The 16500-nt window shown below is 61.7% G+C and carries 16 protein-coding genes; 7 read left to right on the top strand and 9 right to left on the bottom strand.

Annotated elements, in window-relative coordinates:
• The first annotated feature begins 36 nt into the window (after nt 1-36).
• The 5 genes from U873_RS0104245 to U873_RS0104260 all read left to right on the top strand — a co-directional run bounded on the left by U873_RS0104245 (nt 37) and on the right by U873_RS0104260 (nt 2747).
• Complete coding sequence (locus U873_RS0104245; protein WP_025127050.1) at nt 37-750, top strand: FKBP-type peptidyl-prolyl cis-trans isomerase; 714 nt, start codon at nt 37-39, stop codon at nt 748-750.
• A gap of 294 nt (nt 751-1044) precedes the next feature.
• Nucleotides 1045-1500: a YkvA family protein gene (locus tag U873_RS0104250; RefSeq protein WP_025127051.1), complete on the top strand. Its 456-nt coding sequence runs from the start codon at nt 1045-1047 to the stop codon at nt 1498-1500.
• 114 nt (nt 1501-1614) lie between these two features.
• On the top strand, nt 1615-1956 hold the full coding sequence (locus U873_RS34985; protein WP_081818604.1) for a helix-turn-helix transcriptional regulator: 342 nt from the start codon (nt 1615-1617) through the stop codon (nt 1954-1956).
• Nucleotides 1953-2324 carry a hypothetical protein gene (locus U873_RS0104255; protein WP_007898892.1) on the top strand — a complete coding sequence of 124 codons (372 nt, stop codon included), beginning with the start codon at nt 1953-1955 and terminating at the stop codon, nt 2322-2324. The genes U873_RS34985 and U873_RS0104255 overlap by 4 nt, the downstream gene beginning before the upstream one ends.
• Nucleotides 2325-2747 (top strand): sel1 repeat family protein, encoded by a 423-nt coding sequence (locus U873_RS0104260; protein WP_025127052.1) that lies wholly within the window; start codon nt 2325-2327, stop codon nt 2745-2747.
• On the opposite strand, the gene U873_RS0104265 is transcribed toward U873_RS0104260, so the two are convergent.
• Both U873_RS0104265 and U873_RS0104270 read right to left on the bottom strand, forming a co-directional pair.
• Nucleotides 2692-4524, bottom strand: coding sequence for a bifunctional diguanylate cyclase/phosphodiesterase (locus U873_RS0104265; RefSeq protein WP_025127053.1), 1833 nt, complete (start codon nt 4522-4524; stop codon nt 2692-2694). The genes U873_RS0104260 and U873_RS0104265 overlap by 56 nt on opposite strands.
• Before the next feature lie 134 nt (nt 4525-4658).
• Nucleotides 4659-6743 (bottom strand): carboxy terminal-processing peptidase, encoded by a 2085-nt coding sequence (locus U873_RS0104270; protein WP_177330228.1) that lies wholly within the window; start codon nt 6741-6743, stop codon nt 4659-4661.
• A gap of 138 nt (nt 6744-6881) precedes the next feature.
• Here U873_RS0104270 and U873_RS0104275 point away from each other — a divergent pair, with 138 nt between their 5' ends.
• On the top strand, nt 6882-7844 hold the full coding sequence (locus U873_RS0104275; RefSeq protein ID WP_025127055.1) for a zinc-binding dehydrogenase: 963 nt from the start codon (nt 6882-6884) through the stop codon (nt 7842-7844).
• A gap of 36 nt (nt 7845-7880) precedes the next feature.
• Here U873_RS0104275 and U873_RS0104280 read toward each other — a convergent pair whose 3' ends face one another.
• The 6 genes from U873_RS0104280 to U873_RS0104305 form a co-directional block, all read right to left on the bottom strand.
• Nucleotides 7881-8534, bottom strand: a complete 654-nt coding sequence (locus tag U873_RS0104280) for an HAD family phosphatase (protein WP_025127056.1) — start codon at nt 8532-8534, stop codon at nt 7881-7883.
• A gap of 40 nt (nt 8535-8574) precedes the next feature.
• A complete protein-coding gene (locus U873_RS0104285) occupies nt 8575-9564 on the bottom strand; it encodes an ABC transporter ATP-binding protein (RefSeq protein ID WP_025127057.1) in 990 nt (329 codons plus the stop codon).
• Nucleotides 9561-10361 (bottom strand): ABC transporter permease, encoded by an 801-nt coding sequence (locus U873_RS0104290; protein ID WP_025127058.1) that lies wholly within the window; start codon nt 10359-10361, stop codon nt 9561-9563. Before U873_RS0104290 ends, U873_RS0104285 begins: the two co-directional genes overlap by 4 nt.
• A complete protein-coding gene (locus tag U873_RS0104295; protein ID WP_025127059.1) occupies nt 10348-11193 on the bottom strand; it encodes an ABC transporter permease subunit in 846 nt (281 codons plus the stop codon). Before U873_RS0104295 ends, U873_RS0104290 begins: the two co-directional genes overlap by 14 nt.
• Nucleotides 11190-11996, bottom strand: a complete 807-nt coding sequence (locus U873_RS0104300) for an alkaline phosphatase family protein (protein ID WP_025127060.1) — start codon at nt 11994-11996, stop codon at nt 11190-11192. The genes U873_RS0104295 and U873_RS0104300 overlap by 4 nt, the downstream gene beginning before the upstream one ends.
• Before the next feature lie 124 nt (nt 11997-12120).
• Nucleotides 12121-13188 carry an ABC transporter substrate-binding protein gene (locus U873_RS0104305; RefSeq protein WP_025127061.1) on the bottom strand — a complete coding sequence of 356 codons (1068 nt, stop codon included), beginning with the start codon at nt 13186-13188 and terminating at the stop codon, nt 12121-12123.
• A gap of 364 nt (nt 13189-13552) precedes the next feature.
• Here U873_RS0104305 and U873_RS0104310 point away from each other — a divergent pair, with 364 nt between their 5' ends.
• A complete protein-coding gene (locus U873_RS0104310; protein ID WP_025127062.1) occupies nt 13553-14266 on the top strand; it encodes a UTRA domain-containing protein in 714 nt (237 codons plus the stop codon).
• Here U873_RS0104310 and U873_RS0104315 read toward each other — a convergent pair.
• Nucleotides 14263-16440, bottom strand: a complete 2178-nt coding sequence (locus U873_RS0104315) for a mechanosensitive ion channel family protein (RefSeq protein ID WP_025127063.1) — start codon at nt 16438-16440, stop codon at nt 14263-14265. The genes U873_RS0104310 and U873_RS0104315 overlap by 4 nt on opposite strands.
• Between the last annotated feature and the right edge of the window lie 60 nt (nt 16441-16500).

A 16500-nucleotide genomic window follows, 5' to 3' on the forward strand; every position in this document is an offset into this window, starting at 1 on the left:
TCGATTGCCCTTTAGGCGCATGAACAAGGAAATAGCATGAAACAGCATCGGTTGGCGGCGGCGGTGGCCCTGGTTAGCCTGGTACTTGCGGGTTGTGACTCGCAGACCAGCGTAGAGCTGAAAACCCCGGCGCAAAAAGCTTCCTACGGTATCGGCCTGAACATGGGCAAGAGTCTTGCTCAGGAAGGCATGGATGACCTGGATTCCAAAGCGGTAGCCCAGGGCATCGAAGATGCCGTCGGCAAGAAAGAACAGAAGCTGAAGGATGACGAATTGGTCGAAGCCTTTGCCGCGCTGCAAAAGCGTGCTGAAGAGCGCATGGCCAAGATGAGCGAAGAGTCGGCTGCGGCCGGCAAGAAGTTCCTCGAGGAAAACGGCAAGAAAGCCGGTGTAACCACCACTGCTTCCGGCCTGCAGTATGAAGTGGAGAAGAAGGCCGACGGCCCTCAGCCCAAGCCGACTGATGTGGTCACCGTTCACTACACCGGTACTTTGACCAACGGCACCGTATTCGACAGCTCGGTTGAGCGTGGCAGCCCGATTGACCTGCCGGTCAGCGGCGTGATCCCGGGCTGGGTTGAAGGCCTGCAGTTGATGCATGTGGGTGAGAAGTACAAGCTGTTCATTCCTAGCGATCTGGCCTACGGCGCCCAAAGCCCAAGCCCGTCGATTCCAGCCAACTCGGTGCTGGTATTCGAACTGGAACTGCTGGGTATCAAGGATCCAGCCAAGCAGGACGCCGCCAAGTAACCTGCGTCAGCGCCTGAAGCGACAACGCCCCGTTCTTACGGGGCGTTGTCGTTTCTGCAGGGTAGGGCGGGTAAAAAATCCGAACTGACGGCACCGTAGGCAGTCTGAACAGAGTATCGGTGGTAGGTAGTCGTTGAAGGCTGCCAAGTCAATGAAATTATGGGTTTTTTTATGTGAGTAAAAAACGCCCGATCTGAGCTCAGCCCTTATGAAACGGGGCTTTCAGCCGTGAAAAATAGCTCTGTTCACAAGGTTATCCACAATTTGTGTGGATAACATTTCAGTGGGGTGATGATGAAAGCACCGTGGAACTTTGCCCGCTTCCTGCCCCTGGCGGGGCGGTTGCTGAGTCGAGGTCGCTTGCCGACGCTGCTGTTCGCGGTGGCCAGCAAGGGCGCCAGCCAGGGCGGCCGCCTGGGCCAGGTCAAAGACGACCTGCGCCTGCTGCAGGCGTTGTGCCTGGCCTATTGGCGAGGAGAGTACCGGGCCATTAGTCCCAAGGCGCTGCTATCGGTGGTGGCGGGCTTGATGTATTTTCTCAGCCCGGTGGATGCGATCCCCGATTTCATCCCGCTGTTCGGCATGCTCGACGACATTGCCGTGTTGGCCTGGTTGATGAAAGTCCTGGATGACGAACTCAGTGCATTTCGCGCCTGGCGCGACCGCCAGGTGCCGGAAAAGCTCGCGGTGGTCGAACGCCTGCCCGAGACCGCGGAGCAACTGCAATTGGAAGCTCCCCGGAAAAACTGAGGTGATTCACCGTCTGCCTTAACAATCATGCTCCCCGCGACCGTTGCCGCTGTTAGGATTACACTTCAAGGGAAAAGTCCGACTCGCTAAGTGTCGTTGTCCTACGGGGTAGTAATGGATATTCAGATTATTGAACGCAATGGCGAACCCGAATATGCGGTTCTGCCGTGGGCTCAGTATCAAGCTTTATTGTCAGCCGCAGGCCTCACCGATCAATCACCGCAAGCTGCCGCAACGCCTCAGGCAGCTACACCGGCCCAGAATCTTCCAGGGCTGGATCAATTACGCAATCTGCGCGAAGGGAAGGGCATCGCCATCGAGGCGCTGGCTCGCAAAGTAGGTATCAGTCCGTCTTACCTGGCCCTGATTGAAAGTGGCGAGCGTCAACCCGACGCTGCAATTCGCCGCAGCCTGGCCTGGGAATTGACGGTGCCGGGGTGGAGGGAACAATCGTGAGTGTACGGATCAGTCGTCAGCACTGGGATGGGCTGTTGGGTGAGCTGGATCAGGCCCGTCGTCAACGTCATCTTTTAACCTATCGGGCGCTGCTTGAGCGATTGCAGCTGCCCACGCCGGCCATGCAGACCCTGACCGCCGCGCTGGAGCATCTGGCGGCCCTGGATGCACGGGCCGAGCAGCCGTTGCGCAGCTCCCTGGTGATCAGCCAGGGAGCCAGTCGCCTGCCGCGCACTGGCTTCTTTGAATGCGTGGAGCGCCTGGGGCGTTTCTCCGGGCCTTCCGATGGTGTGGCGGCGGCTTCATGGCACGCCTCGGAAGTGGTGCGTGTGTTCGAATACGAGTACCCCGAATCAGCGGAGGCTTGAATGTTCCTGCGACTCAAGGCAAGGGTCAGTTACTGGCTGGCGCGACGGTTGTTTCATTGGCCGTGGTTTGTCCGCGAACCCCGCAGCTGGCGCTGGATGGAAGGGCAGTTCGCGCGAATGGCCAACCTGGGCGATGTCGACGCGCAAAGTTTCTACGGGCACATCCTGACCTTTCGCGGCCAGGGGCTCGGCGCGCGGGAAGAAGGTATTCGCCTGCTGCGCCTGGCCGCGTTGGCGGGAGATGGCAAGGCCGCCTATCAACTGGGGGTGATCAGCCTTGCAGGCTCTGCCAGCAAGGCTCCAGACGTCGCTGAAGCGGCTCGTTGGTGGACGCTTTCGGCCAAGGCCGGGCATCCTCTGGCGGACCTCAAGCTGACGCAGTTAAATCAGTCGGCGGATCCCGATCCCGCACCGGTTCATTGAGGGGGGCGTCCCCCAGGCGGGCTGCCGCTTCCAGGCTGTCGATCACATGGATGCTGTAGCCCTGCACATTCTTGGCGTGGTGCTTGGCTTGAGAGGCCAACTCCGCCAACTGGCTGGAGTCCAGTTGCCCACAGGCCTGTGGATGTAAATGCACCACACCGATGGACAACGACAGCAGGGGGAATTCCTGGCGCTGGCCTTGTCGGTTGAGTGCGATGAAACACCCCGCCTCCAGGTGTTCGCTGCGATAGAAGCGTCGGCACTGGCTATGGAAGTCATCCAATAGTTGATTCAGGCGCTTGCGCCAGTCGTGCGGCCCGAGCACCAGCAGAAAATCATCACCGCCGATATGCCCGACGAAGTCGCGGCTCGGGTCCACCCGATCGTTCAGGCATTGCGCCAGACACAGCAGTACTTCGTCGCCACGGCCATAACCGTAGATATCGTTGAAGGGCTTGAAGCTGTCGATGTCCACGTAGCAGATCACCGATTCCCGTCCTTGCTGCAGCAGGCGGGTCAGGCACTGCTGGATGGGCACGTTGCCCGGTAGCAGGGTCAGCGGGTTGGCGTAGCGGGCCTGCTGGATCTTCAGCTCGGTAATCAGCTTGAGCACGTCGATTACCCGGCCCAGCCCCAGGTAATGGCCGTCGAGGGTGATGATGAAGTCTTCCTCGATGCGCTGCCGGGCGCGGCTGGTGATCAGGCGACTGACCTGCTGCAGGGATTGGCTGAGTTCGACGGCGAGAAAATCATCGTTCATCAGGCGGCTGATGGGCTTGCGGGCGAACAGGTCGGTGGCGAAAGGCTTGAGCAGGGCATCGGAAAGTGAATGCCGATGAACGATCCCGCAGGGCTGGCCCCGCTCGTCGAGGACCGCCAGGGAATTGAGGTTGGCCTGTCGACGGAAGGCTTCCAATACATTGGCCGTCGGCGTGTTGCGGGCCACGGCCGGCTGCTCGTTGAGCAATGCGCTGAGGTCGCTGCCCTCATCGTTGAGTACCACGCAAGTGCTGTCATGTTTGGGCATCATCGCCCGGGCATCCCGGGGCGGTTGTTCCTGGGGGCGGCACAGCAGGTAGCCCTGCATCAGATCGACCCCCATCTCGGTGAGTACCGCCAGTTCCTCGACCCTCTCGATTCCTTCGGCGATCACCTGGGCGCGGGAGGCCTTGGCGATCTGCAGGATCGAGCCGACGAACTCGCGCTTGAGCGCGTCCTGGTGGATGCCGTCGATAAAGTGCCGGTCGATCTTCACATAGTCCGGGCGCAGCTCGGACCACAGGCGCAGGCTGGAATAGCCGGCGCCCAGATCATCCAGAGCGATGGAGAAGCCCATGTCGCGGTAGTGATGCAAGGCATTCTGCAGCAGTTGGAAATCATCGATCGGTGTCTGCTCGGTGAGTTCGATCACTACCTGGCTGGGCGGAATACCGAAGTCTTGAAGCAGTTGCAGGGTGCGTCCGGGCTGGTGAGTCGCCTCCAGCAGCGACTCTGGAGAGACGTTGAGGAAGAGCTTGCCGGGCAGTTGCTGCTCATTGAAGCGTTTGCAGGCGCTATGGCGGCAGGCAATCTCCAGCTCGCTCAGGCGACCGGCCTGGCGGGCCACGGCGAACAGCGCCACGGGTGAGTGCAGCGGGCTGTTGGAGGGGCCCCGGCTCAAGGCCTCGTACCCCAGGATGCGCCGCTCGGAGACAGAGATGATGGGCTGGAACAGGCTGTGCAAACCGCTTTGAGCCAGGATTGAACTCAATGCACTCAGCTGTTCGGTCGTGGTCATGGCAATCTCTGTCGATAAAAAAAGGACCGGGCGCGGCTCTGGTGAGAGAGCGGCGCCCGGTCCTTTATTTCACGACAGAATGATGACTGTTTAATGACGATCCGAGGAGCGATCGAATTAAATTGCCATCATCTTCAGTGCTTGGCCACCGAGGTGTTGAGCTTCAGATAGTCCAGCAGGATACGCCCGGTTTCGCTCAGGTAGGCGTCGTCTTCCGGCTTGGTCTTGTCCGGTTCGGCAGCGGCCAGTGCATCCTCGTCTTCTTTCTTCAGCTCTTTGAGCGGCTCTTCGCCCTTGGCCTTGCGACGGGCGTTTTCCAGGGCCAGTTGCTTGGCTTCGATATCGGCATGCTGGGCACGGCGGTCGGCTTCGTTGAGGCTGACGGTTTTTTCCGCCATCAGCTTCTGCGCCAGGGCCAGCTTGTCGCGGATGAACACGAACTCCGGATCTTTCGCCGAGCGGCTTTCATGTTCGGCCTTGAGCTGGGCCAGGAACGGCTTGAACGGATCCACCGCCGGCTTGATGGCCGGGCGGATGGTGTCCCAGGGCATGGCTTCAGGCAGCGCGCTTTCGCCGATTTCCTTGGTGTCGATGATCGACGGGTAGCCGATATCCGGCAGCACGCCCTGATGCTGGGTGCTCTGCCCGGAAACCCGGTAGAACTTGGCCAGGGTCAGTTTCAGCTCGCCATGATTGAGCGGTTGAATGGTCTGCACGGTGCCTTTGCCGAAGGTCTGGCCGCCGATGATCAGCGCACGATGGTAGTCCTGCATGGCGCCTGCGAAGATTTCCGAGGCTGAAGCCGAGAGACGATTGACCAGGAGGGCCATCGGGCCCTTGTAGAAGGCGCCGGGGTTTTCGTCTTCCAGCACGTCCACGCGACCGTCGGCGTTGCGCACCAGCACGGTGGGGCCCTTGTCGATGAACAGGCTGGTCAGCTCGGTGGCTTCCTGGAGGGAACCGCCGCCGTTGTTGCGCAGGTCGATGACCACGCCGTCGACCTTGTCTTTCTGCAGCTCGGTCAGCAGCTTCTTCACATCGCGAGTGGTGCTCTTGTAGTCCGGGTCACCGGCACGGAAGGCCTTGAAGTCCAGGTAGAAGGCCGGGATCTCGATCACCCCGAGCTTGTAGTCCTTGCCGTCCTGCTTGAGGTTGAGGATCGACTTCTTCACCGCCTGATCTTCAAGCTTCACCGCTTCGCGGGTGATCGGCACGATCTTGCTGGTCTGGTCGTTCGGCGCATTGCTGGCCGGAATCACTTCCAGGCGCACCAGGGTGCCTTTCGGACCGCGGATCAGCTTGACCACTTCGTCCAGGCGCCAGCCCACCACGTCGACCATTTCCTTGTTGCCCTGGGCAACACCGATGATCTTGTCTGCCGGGGCCACTTGCTTGGTCTTGTCCGCCGGGCCTGCCGGCACCAGGCGCACGACCTTGACCTGGTCGTTGTCGCTCTGCAACACGGCGCCAATGCCTTCCAGCGACAGGCTCATGTTGATGTCGAAGTTTTCCGCGTTATCCGGTGACAGATAATTGGTGTGCGGGTCGTAGGACATGGCGAAGGTGTTGATGTAGGCCTGGAAGATGTCTTCGGCACGGGTCTGGTCCAGGCGCGCCAGCTGGTTCTTGTAGCGCTTGGTCAGGGTTTCCTGGATCTGCTTGGGATCCTTGCCGGCGATCTTCATCCGCAGCACTTCGTCCTTGACGCGCTTGCGCCACAGGTCGTCGAGTTCAGCGGTGGTCTTGAGCCAAGGTGCGTCCTTGCGATCGATCAGCAAGGTTTCCTTGGTGGTGAAGTCGATCTTGTCGACACCCTTGTTGAGCTCGGCCAGGGCGAAATCCAGGCGGGATTTGACCCGGTCCAGATAACGTTTGTAGATGGTGAAGCCGGCGTTCAGGTCGCCGCTTTTCAGGAAGTCGTCAAACTGGGTTTTCCATTTGTCGAACTCCGCGATATCGCTGGCCATGAAGTAGCTGCGCGATGGATCCAGCAGCTTCAGGTAGCTGTCGTAGATGATCACCGAGCGTGCATCATCCAGCGGCGGCTTGCTGTAATGGTGACGTTTGAGCAGTTCAACAACATTGAGGCTGGCAATTACCTCATCGCGATCGGGCTGAAGATTGTCCCAGCTATTGGCTGCGAACGTATTGGTCGACATCGGCAGGAGGCCGAGACCAATGAAAAGAGCGAGGGCGGTGCTGGGGAACAAATGCTTCATGCTGATTCGACGCGGGGGCAATTGATAACGCATATTAGGCCGTCTTTGAAGTCGCCGGTTCCATAAGGACCGGTCGCATAATGCAAAAAGCCCGGTGCTACCGCTCCGGGCTCAGTCCAGACTCACTATGGAGGCACTGTGAAAGCATTGCAAGGCGTTGAAGGTCATGTGGAGTGGGTTGAAGAGCCAAGTCCTGCCTGTGATGTAGGGCAGGTTCGTATCCGCGTGGCGGCTGCGGGCCTCAATCGGGCCGATCTGTTGCAACGCGCAGGGCTCTATCCTCCACCTCCGGGAGCCAGCCAGGTACTGGGCCTGGAATGCTCGGGGGTGATCAGCGAAGTGGGCCCGGGTTCGTCCTGGCAAGTCGGTGACCGGGTCTGCGCGTTGCTGGCTGGTGGCGGCATGGCCGAAGAAGTGGTGGTGGATGCGCGTCATGTGCTGCCGGTGCCCGAGGGGCTGTCCCTGGCGCAGGCGGCGGCATTGCCTGAGGTCTACGCCACGGCCTGGCTGAACCTGTTCCAGCTGGCGGCGCTCAAGCCAGGGGAAAAGGTGTTGCTGCATGCCGGGGCCAGTGGTGTCGGTTCCGCCGCCATCCAACTGTGCAAGGCCTTTGGCAACCCGTGTTGGGTCAGCGTTGGTTCGGCCGAGCGGCTGGCCTATTGTGAAAGTCTCGGCGCGCAGGGCGGCGTGATTCGCGGCGATGGCCTGGAGGCCCTGCGGGACTTCGGTCCTTTTGATGTGATTCTCGATCCGGTGGGAGCCAGCTACGCCGCCGATAACCTGAAGGTGTCGGCCCTGGACGGGCGTTGGGTGCTGATTGGCCTGATGGGCGGGCGTACCGCACAACTGGATCTCGCGCAGGTGCTGGCCAAGCGCATCCAGTTGCTGGGCTCGACCTTGCGCAGCCGCAACGAGCAGTTCAAGGCCGACCTGCTCAGCGACCTTGGACAGAATGTCTGGCCGCTGTTCAGTGAAGGGCGCTTGAGCCCGCAACTGGCCAAGACCTTCCCGATCCTGGAGGCCGAAGCGGCTTTTGCAGAACTGGCGACCAATCAGGTCTCGGGCAAGCTGGTTCTGGTGATCGACGCCAGTCTGGCGTAACCCCTGGCGGAGCCGGCATGCCGGCTCCTGCCGTGCTCATTTCCAGTGATGGATCGGCCAGCCGGCCTTTTGCGCGTGCTCGCGCAGGACCGGGTCCGGGTTTACCACCTGGGGGTGATCCACCCGCAACAGCAGCGGCAAGTCATTGCGCGAATCGGAATAGAAGGTTGCGCCCTCCAGGTTCTCTTCCTCGGCATCCAGCCACTCCAGCAGGCGGGTGATCTTGCCTTCGCGATAGGTCAGGGTGCCCAGGGTCTGGCCGGTGTAGACCCCGTGCCGGACTTCCAGCTCGATCCCCAGCACTTCGTCGATGCCCAGGCGCGCGGCAATCGGCTTGACCAAATGGGTGCCCGAGGCAGAGATCACCAGGATCCGGTCGCCGGCCTGGCGATGGGCGGCGATGGCTTTGCAGGCGTCGCTGAAGATGATCGGCTCGATCACGTCCTCGACCCAGGGCTCCACCAGGTGCGCGACTTCCTCCGGGGTGCGGCCGGCCATGGGTTCCAGGCTGAAGGCCATGAACTCTTCCATGGCCAGCTTGCCGTGGCTATAGGCGTCCATCAGTTCGTGGTTGCGGCGCATGAACGACTCGCGGTCGACCCAGCCCAGGCGGCCCATCTGCTCGCTCCAGAGGGTGGCGCAGTCGCCGTGGATCAGGGTCTCGTCCAGATCAAAGATTGCCAGGGCCATCAGTGCAACTCTCTCTTCAAGTTCAATCGTGTCAAAGGCATCAGGCTACCTCACACAGGGCCGTCGGATCGATGGAAAGTGCCAGGCGTTGACCGTCGGCGTGCAGATCGCCGGCGGAGCGGTTCAGCACATCGACCACCAGTTCCACGCCGCGGGCCTCGACCCGGTAGCGAATCACGTTGCCCAGCAGGCTGTGGCTGCGGACAAGGGCGTCGAGCTGGCCTTCCTTGCTCAGTTCGATGGCTTCCGGGCGAATGGCGATTCGACCGCTGACCGGTCGCTGCAGCAGCTTGCTGGCGCTCTCGGCATCGAGCAGGTTGTAGTTGCCGATAAAGCCTGCGGCAAACACATCCACCGGTGCGGTGTAGAGGGTCTCGGCGTCGCCGCTCTGGACGATCTTGCCCTGGTTCATCAGGAAGATCCGGTCGGACATGGTCAGGGCCTCTTCCTGATCATGGGTAACGAAAATGGTGGTCAGCCCCAGCTCCCGCTGGATATTGCGGATCTGCTCGCGCAGGTGCTTGCGGATTCGCGCATCCAGGGCCGACAGCGGTTCGTCCAGCAACAACAGGCGTGGCCGGGTCACCAGGGAGCGGGCCAGGGCTACCCGCTGACATTGGCCACCGGACAGTTGGTGCGGGTAGCGGCTGGCGAAGTCATTGAGCTCCACCAACTGCAGGGCTTCCAGCACTCGTTTGTGGCTGTCGTCGGTGTTGACCTTCTGCATGCGCAGGCCAAAGGCGACGTTCTGCTCCACGGTCATGTTGGGGAACAGTGCATAGCTCTGGAACACCATGCCGATCCCGCGTTTCTGCGGGCTCAGGGGCACGATGTCCTGGCCATCGAGGAGGATCTTGCCGGCATCCACCGGGGTCAGCCCGGCGATGCAGCGCAGCAGGGTCGACTTGCCGCAGCCGGAAGGGCCGAGCAGGGTAACGAACTCGCCCTTGTGGATCTCGCAGTTGATGTCGCTGAACACCGCAGTGCCCGCGTAGTGCTTTTGCAAGTGTTGGACGCTGACGAAGCTCATTGGCTTTTGTCCTTGTTCAAGATGTTGGCGGCCCAGGTCAGTAGCAGCACGAAGAAGAAGTAGGAAATCACCAGGGCGCTGGTGAAATGGCCGCTGCTGTTGCGCATGTTGTTCAGGTAGACCTGCAGGGTTTCATAGCGGGTGCCCACCAGGATGTTGGCGAACACGAACTCGCCGAACAGGAACGAGAAGGACAGCAGCAAAGCCACCATCAGGCCCTTGCGCAGGTTCGGCAGAACCACCAGGAACGCCGCCTGCCAGGTGCTGGCGCCCAGCAGCTGGGCGGCGTCCATCAGGTCCCGCAGGTTGATCGCCTGCAGGTTGTTGGTGATGGCCCGGTACATGAAGGGCAATGCCACGGTGAAGTAGCAGCCGATGAGGATCCATGGCGTGCCGACCATGGCGAAGGGCCCCGAACCATAGAGCTGCAGCAGGCCCACCGAGGACACCACCGGCGGCACTGCGAAGGGCAGCAGGATCAGGATGTTCATCAGCGCATCGAGCTTGGGGAAGTGGTAGTGCACCACGAACAGCAGCGGCAGGATCAGCACCACCGAGAGCACCAGCGCACCCACGCAGACCAGCAGCGACTGGCCGAAGGCATTGAGAAAGCGCGGGTCGCTCCACAGCTGCAGGTACCACTTGAAGGTGAAGCCGCTGGGCAGGATGGTCGCCGACCAGCTGCTGGCGATGGAGTAGACGAAGGTCCCCAGCAGGGGCAGCAACAGAATGGCAAACAGCAGGTAGACCACCACCCGGTGGTAGAGCACGGCGGAGCCTTGTTCAGCGCGAGACATGGTAGCTCCTCTTCAACAGCAACTGATGGACGATGGTCACCAGGGTCATCAGTGCCACCAGCACCACAGCCAGGGCGCTGGCCATGTTCGGATCCAGGGAAATATCCCCGGAAACCATGGCGGCGATGCGGATCGGCAGCACGTTGAAGTTGCCGGTGGTCAGGGCATACACCGTGGCATAGGCGCCCAGGGCGTTGGCCAGCAGGATGACGAAGGTGCCGAGCAGCGCCGGGGTCAGCACCGGCAGGCCGATATGCCGCCAGAACTGCCAGCCGCTGGCCCCCAGCAGTGCGGCGGATTCGCGCCAGTCTTCGCGCAGTGCATCGAAGGCCGGGTAAAGCAACAGCACCCCCAGGGGGATCTGGAAGTAGGTGTAGAGAATGATCAGCCCGGTCTTGGAGTACAGGTTGAAGTCCTGAATGATCCCCGACTGCTTGAGCATGATGGTGATGGTGCCGTTGAAGCCCAGCAGGATGATGAAGGCAAAGGCCAGGGGCACCCCGGCGAAGTTGCTGGTCATGTTGGCGAAGGCATTGACGAAGTTGCGCAGGCGCGAATCCACCCGGCGCAGGGAATAGCTGCCCAACACCGCGATGATGATGCCGAACACGCTGGACCAGAAACTGATCTCCAGGCTGTACTGGATGGCCTGCAGGTAGAACTTCGAACTGAAGATCTTGGTGAAGTTGGCCAGGCCCCAGCCGAACTCTTCCGATTGCAGGCTGTTGATCAGTACCCACACCAGCGGGGCGATCTGGAACACGATGAAGAACAGGGCAAAGGGCACCAGGCACAAGGCCGCCAGCCATTTGCCGCGGGTGACTGAATTCACTTCAACAGCTCCCGGCAGAAAGGTTTGTCATGGGCCGCGCCCAGCAGTTGGCAGACGGTGCCGCACAGTTCGGTCTGTTTCGGCGCGGCAGCGGGATCGAGGCTGAAGGCGTTGCCGAACACGAACAGCGGGACTTCCCGCTCCTCGGCCAGCAGGCCGTTGTGTGAGCGGTCGTTGTTCATGCCGTGGTCGGCCGTCACCAGCACCTGGTAGCCGGCATCCAGCCAGCCTTGCAGGTAGTCGGCGAGGATGATGTCCGCCGAGCGCGCGCTGTTGCGATATTGCGAACTGTCCAGGCCATGCTTGTGTCCGGCGTCGTCGATGTTCATCGGGTGCACCAGCAGCAGGTTGGGCTGATGGCGCAGGCGCAGGTCTTCGGCGTCGGCGAACAGGTGGGAATCGGGGTAGTGATCGCTCCAGTAGAAATGGCCGTACTGGATCGGCAATTCAGGGTTGGCAGTGTGCCGGTCTTGCGCGGCATTGAAGGGCGAGCGATTGTACAGCTCGCTGACCCAGTGGTAGGCCGCGGCAGCAGTGGTCAGGCCGGCATCGCGGGCGTAGTGGAAGAGGCTGCGCTGGTTGGACAGGCGCGAGACCTGGTTGTGCACGATGCCGCTGTCGATCGGACGCACGCCCGTGAGGATGCATTCGTACAGCGGGCGCGAGAGCGCGGGTAGTTCGCATTGCAGCTTGTATAACGCAGCACGGCCGGCGCCGACGTGGGCCTGCAAGTGCCCCATGGCGTGTCGGGCGACTTCGTGGTTGAGGCCATCGAGCACCACAAGGATGACGTTGTGCTTCATGAGGTGGAGGGCTCCGGGATCGGGTGTGTAGGCGCCAGCTTGCCGGCGAGTGGCTTGTGTGCGCTTGTCTGGGCAGCGCTTTTGAGCCATTCGCCGGCAAGCCGGCTCCTACAGGGATGCAGCATTACTGCATGTTGATGATCACTTCTTCCTGCCACTTCTGCGGCAGGGCCTTGGAGGTTTTCTCCCAGGCATCGGCATCCTTGATCGGCGTTACGTGCTTGTACTGCTCGTTGGGCAGCAGGTTGGCCTGGACTTCGGCCGGCAGGGTCAGGTGCTCGGCGCGGATCGGCCGCGCGTTGCCGCGAGCCAGGTTGGTCTGGCCGGCGTCGCTGAAGATGTATTCACGGGTCAGCTTGGCGGCGTTGGGGTGCTTGGCGTACTTGTTGATGATGGTGGTGTAGCCGGAGATCACCGAGCCGTCCGATGGGATCAGCACGATGTAGTCGTCCTTGTTGACCATCTTGTTGCGGTAGCTCAGGCCGTTGAAGTCCCAGACCACGCCGACTTCCACTTCACCCTTTTCCATGGTGGCGATGGTCGGGTTGGCCAGGGACAGGCGGCCCTGCTTGGCGATCTCGGCGAACATCAGCAGCGCCGGCTGGATGTTCTTCTCGTCACCGCCCTTGGCGATGGCTGCAGCCAGTACGCCGTTGGCGGCCTGGGCGGCGGTGCTGACGTCACCGATGGAGACCTTGTACTTGCCTTTTTCCAGGTCGGCCCAGCTTTTCGGTGCATCGGAGCCGTGCAGCAGCTTCTTGTTGATGATGAAGGCGATGGTGCCGGTGTAGGCCAGGGCCCAGTTGCCGTCCTTGTCCTTGGCCCAGTCCGGGACCTGGGCCCAGGTGCTTGGCTTGTAGGGTTGGGCCACGCCCTGCTTGACCGCGATCGGGCCGAAGGCGGCGCCAACGTCGCCGATATCGGCGCTGGCGTTGTCTTTTTCGGCGGCAAACTTGGCGATTTCCTGGGCCGAACTCATGTCAGTGTCGATGTGCTTGAGACCGTAGGTCTTGGCCAGGTCCTCCCAGGTGCCTTTCCAGTTGGCCCAGTCATCGGGCATGCCGACGCTGTTGACCGCACCTTCCGCCTTGGCGGCGGCTTCCAGGGTTTTCAAATCGTTGTCAGCGGCCATGGCGGCGGTGCACATGGCGATGGTCGAACCTAACAGTGAGGCCAGGAAAAGCTGTTTCATCCGAAGCTCCTTTGGGCGTGTGTTCAACGCAGCGTTGTTATCGATGGTCTTGCGATGAGTTGGTCTAGGTCAGCAATACCTGAGCCAATCTAGGCCCCTTGGATGACACTTTGATGTCGGTGTCGGCGCCGAAGGCAGCAAACGGGCTGCCGATTGGCCGTCGCGGGGTAAGCGTAGTTCATCGCCAAACACCCGTAATGCAAGGGGCTGGCGGGTAATTTGCAGGTGTCGAGGGCTGCCGTTCGGCAGCGCTGTCATCGGACAGTCACACGCATTGCCTAGGCTTTTGCTGATCGGCAGGGGGCTATCGAAGGCCTTCGGATGCCCTGAAACAGTGCTGGTCTAGTCCAGATAGGTAACGTTGATGCGTATTGAGGCAACCAAAGCGGTGACAGCCATCGGCCAGGTCCTGCAGGAACAGATCGCCCATGGCCTGCTGTCACCCGGGAGCAAGCTGCCTGCCGAACGCAAGCTCAGCGAGTTGTTCGACACCACCCGGATCACCGTGCGCGAGGCACTGCTGCAACTGGAGGCCCAGGGCCAGATCTACCGCGAGGAGCGTCGTGGCTGGTTCATCTCGCCGCCACGGCTGGCCTACAACCTGATGCAGCGCAGCCACTTCCACGCCATGGTCAGCGCCCAGGGGCGAGTGCCTTCCACCGAGGTTATATCGGCGCGGCTGTTGCCGGCGTCAGCGGCGGTGTGTGCGTGGCTGCAGCTGCCGGCGCTGTCCAGCGTGATCCAGATCTGTCGGGCACGGCGCATCGATGATCGACTGGTGCTGTACGTCGAGCATTACCTGAATCCGCAGTATTTCCCGAAGATCCTCGAACTGGACCTGAACCAGTCGATCACCGAGCTCTACGCGCGGCACTACGACCTGCATTACGGTCGGGTGCGCTTTGAAATAGTGCCCACCTCATTGCAGCCTGAAGCGGCCGCGGCCTTGAAGGTGTCGGTGGGCAGCCCGGGGTTGCGCATCGCTCGGGTCAACTACGATCAGCACGAGCGGCTGATCGACTGTGACCTGGAGTTCTGGCGCCATGATGCGATCCATGTCGGCGTCGACGTGGCCTAGGAACCGGTTGCCGGCTCCTGGGCCGTCTGTGCACCGCCGCCGGCGGTGATCACCTGGATGCTCATGCGCGGTGTGGCCAGGTCCAGCCCGGCCTCGTCGAGATGGCGCTTGAGGGACAGGTTGAAGGCCCGGGACACTTCCCACTGCTTGATCGGCGCGGTCTTGAACCGGGCCCGCAGGATGGCGCTGCCGGACTCGAAGCTCTCCACGCCCTGGATCTCCAGCGGCGACCAGATATTGCGCCGCTGCAAGGGGTCGGTGCGCATCTTCTGGCCGACATCGCGCATCAGCTTGATCGCGTCGTCGATCTCCATGTTGTAGGGGATCGCCACCCGGAAGATCGCGTAGCCGAATTCCCGCGAGTAGTTCTTGATGCTCTTGATCTCGCTGAAGGGAATGGTATGGACGATGCCGTCGATGTCCCGCAGGCGCACGGTGCGGATGGTCAGGCCCTCGACGGTGCCGAGGTGGCCGCCGACGTCGACGTAGTCGTCGATGGCCAGGGAGTCTTCGATGATGATGAACAGACCGGTGATCAGGTCTGCCACCAGGGACTGGGCGCCAAAACCGATGGCCAGGCCGATGACACCGGCACCGGCCAGCAGCGGCGTGACGTTCATGCCCATGTTGGCCAGGGCGACGATGGTGGCAATGATGAAGATCGCCACGAACAGCACGTTGCGGATCAACGGCATCATGGTCTGTGCGCGAGCGTTGGCCAGGCCCTTGCGCGAGCGGGTCAGGGCATGGTGCACCGCGGTGTCGCTGAGGATCCAGATCAGCCAGGCAAAGATCAGCGTGCCACCGAGGCTGAACAGCTTGACGCTGACTTCATGGCCATCGCCTTCGGTGAAGCGGATCAGCGACAGGCCCCAGACCCGCAGGCCGAGTTCGATGAACGCCAGCCAGACCATCAGGTGGGCCAAGGTATAGAAGAAGCTTTTCAGCCGCTCGGAATACAGCGCGTGGCGTTTGTGCCCGCGCTGGGGCTTGAGCGCATGGCGGCGCACCAGGCCGTTGATCACCATGCACAGCACCAGCAGCACCGTGCACAGCAGCGACTGGCGCAGGGCGGTGCTGGTGTCGCCGGCAGAAACGAAGGTGGCGAACAGCGAAATCCCCACCAGCACCAGGGCCGGCAGGTACCAGAAGGTGCCGATGATCTCGATGGTGTCGCTCAAGGCCCGGCGGGTCAGGCGCCGTGACAGCGGCTGGTTGCGGATCAGGTGGGCGATGGGACGGCGGAAACGCAGGATGAACACCCCGGTGGACAGCGCCGCCATGACATTGGCGAAGGTCGCCGCGGTATGGGCCAGGTGCTGGCCCAGGCTGGCCACCATGCGCGGGTCGCTCAGGGCCTCGCCAAAGGCGGCGAAACTGCCGATCCACCACAGCGGACGGAAGGCCTGGCGTCGCAGGATGTACAGCGCACGATGGCGGTGCGGGCCGTCGAGCACGGAGAAGGCCACCACGCAGATCGCCGAGAAGCAGGTGCCGACCACCAGGGCGTAGGCCAGGACCATGGCCAGGTCCTTGCCCAGGGACGAAGGCAGGGAGTAGGTCATGTAGACCGTGATCAACAGAGCGATCAGCCAGGGGCCAAGCTTGCGCAGGGCAAAGCGCAGCAGGTCCCAGGTCTTGGGATGCTGAGGCAGGTCTTCGGTGAGGCCGAAGCGCAGGCGTACCCGGTGGCTGAGCCAGATCAGCGCCGCCGCCAGCAGGCTCCAGACCATGAGAATCAAGGCGAAGGCAAAGATGATCGGCAGCCATTGGCTGGCCGGCAGCATCAGTGCCGAGAGTTCTTCCTGGGCCAGGTCGAACTCGTCGGACCAGCGGGTGACCGGGCTGTCAGCACCGGAAAATTGTTTTTCCAGGTTCGACAGGGTGCCGCCAATCAGGCCGAGCACGCCTTCTTCGGGAGTGGGCTGGGCTTTTTTCGTCGCGTCGCGCAGCTTCTTCAGGTCCGCCAGCAGCTTGGCCCGTTGCTGGTCGTTCTCCAGGGACTTGATCACTTCGTCCAGGGATTGTCCCAGGGGTTCCTCGGCCTGGGGCTGCGCCTTGGTCTGGTTGCCCAGTAAACCAGGCAGGCCCACTGCCTGAGCGCTGCCTAGGGGCAGCAGGGTCAGCAGGCAGACAAGCACATAGCAGGGCAGGGCAAAAAGACGAGCGAACACTGGGCGGTCAACCTCGGGGGAAAATGGATCGACCGAGTGTACGAGGCCGCCAAATTCAAT

The organism is Pseudomonas sp. PH1b (assembly GCF_000633395.1).
In the GTDB taxonomy this organism is placed as follows: domain Bacteria; phylum Pseudomonadota; class Gammaproteobacteria; order Pseudomonadales; family Pseudomonadaceae; genus Aquipseudomonas.

Coding starts and splice junctions, on each gene's coding strand:
- U873_RS0104245 (WP_025127050.1), top strand. CDS start 37: ATGAAACAGCATCGGTTGGCGGCGGCGGTGGCCCTGGTTAGCCTGGTA.
- U873_RS0104250 (WP_025127051.1), top strand. CDS start 1,045: ATGAAAGCACCGTGGAACTTTGCCCGCTTCCTGCCCCTGGCGGGGCGG.
- U873_RS34985 (WP_081818604.1), top strand. CDS start 1,615: ATGGATATTCAGATTATTGAACGCAATGGCGAACCCGAATATGCGGTT.
- U873_RS0104260 (WP_025127052.1), top strand. CDS start 2,325: ATGTTCCTGCGACTCAAGGCAAGGGTCAGTTACTGGCTGGCGCGACGG.
- U873_RS0104265 (WP_025127053.1), bottom strand. CDS start 4,524: ATGACCACGACCGAACAGCTGAGTGCATTGAGTTCAATCCTGGCTCAA.
- U873_RS0104270 (WP_177330228.1), bottom strand. CDS start 6,743: ATGAAGCATTTGTTCCCCAGCACCGCCCTCGCTCTTTTCATTGGTCTC.
- U873_RS0104280 (WP_025127056.1), bottom strand. CDS start 8,534: ATGGCCCTGGCAATCTTTGATCTGGACGAGACCCTGATCCACGGCGAC.
- U873_RS0104285 (WP_025127057.1), bottom strand. CDS start 9,564: ATGAGCTTCGTCAGCGTCCAACACTTGCAAAAGCACTACGCGGGCACT.
- U873_RS0104290 (WP_025127058.1), bottom strand. CDS start 10,361: ATGTCTCGCGCTGAACAAGGCTCCGCCGTGCTCTACCACCGGGTGGTG.
- U873_RS0104300 (WP_025127060.1), bottom strand. CDS start 11,996: ATGAAGCACAACGTCATCCTTGTGGTGCTCGATGGCCTCAACCACGAA.
- U873_RS0104305 (WP_025127061.1), bottom strand. CDS start 13,188: ATGAAACAGCTTTTCCTGGCCTCACTGTTAGGTTCGACCATCGCCATG.
- U873_RS0104310 (WP_025127062.1), top strand. CDS start 13,553: ATGCGTATTGAGGCAACCAAAGCGGTGACAGCCATCGGCCAGGTCCTG.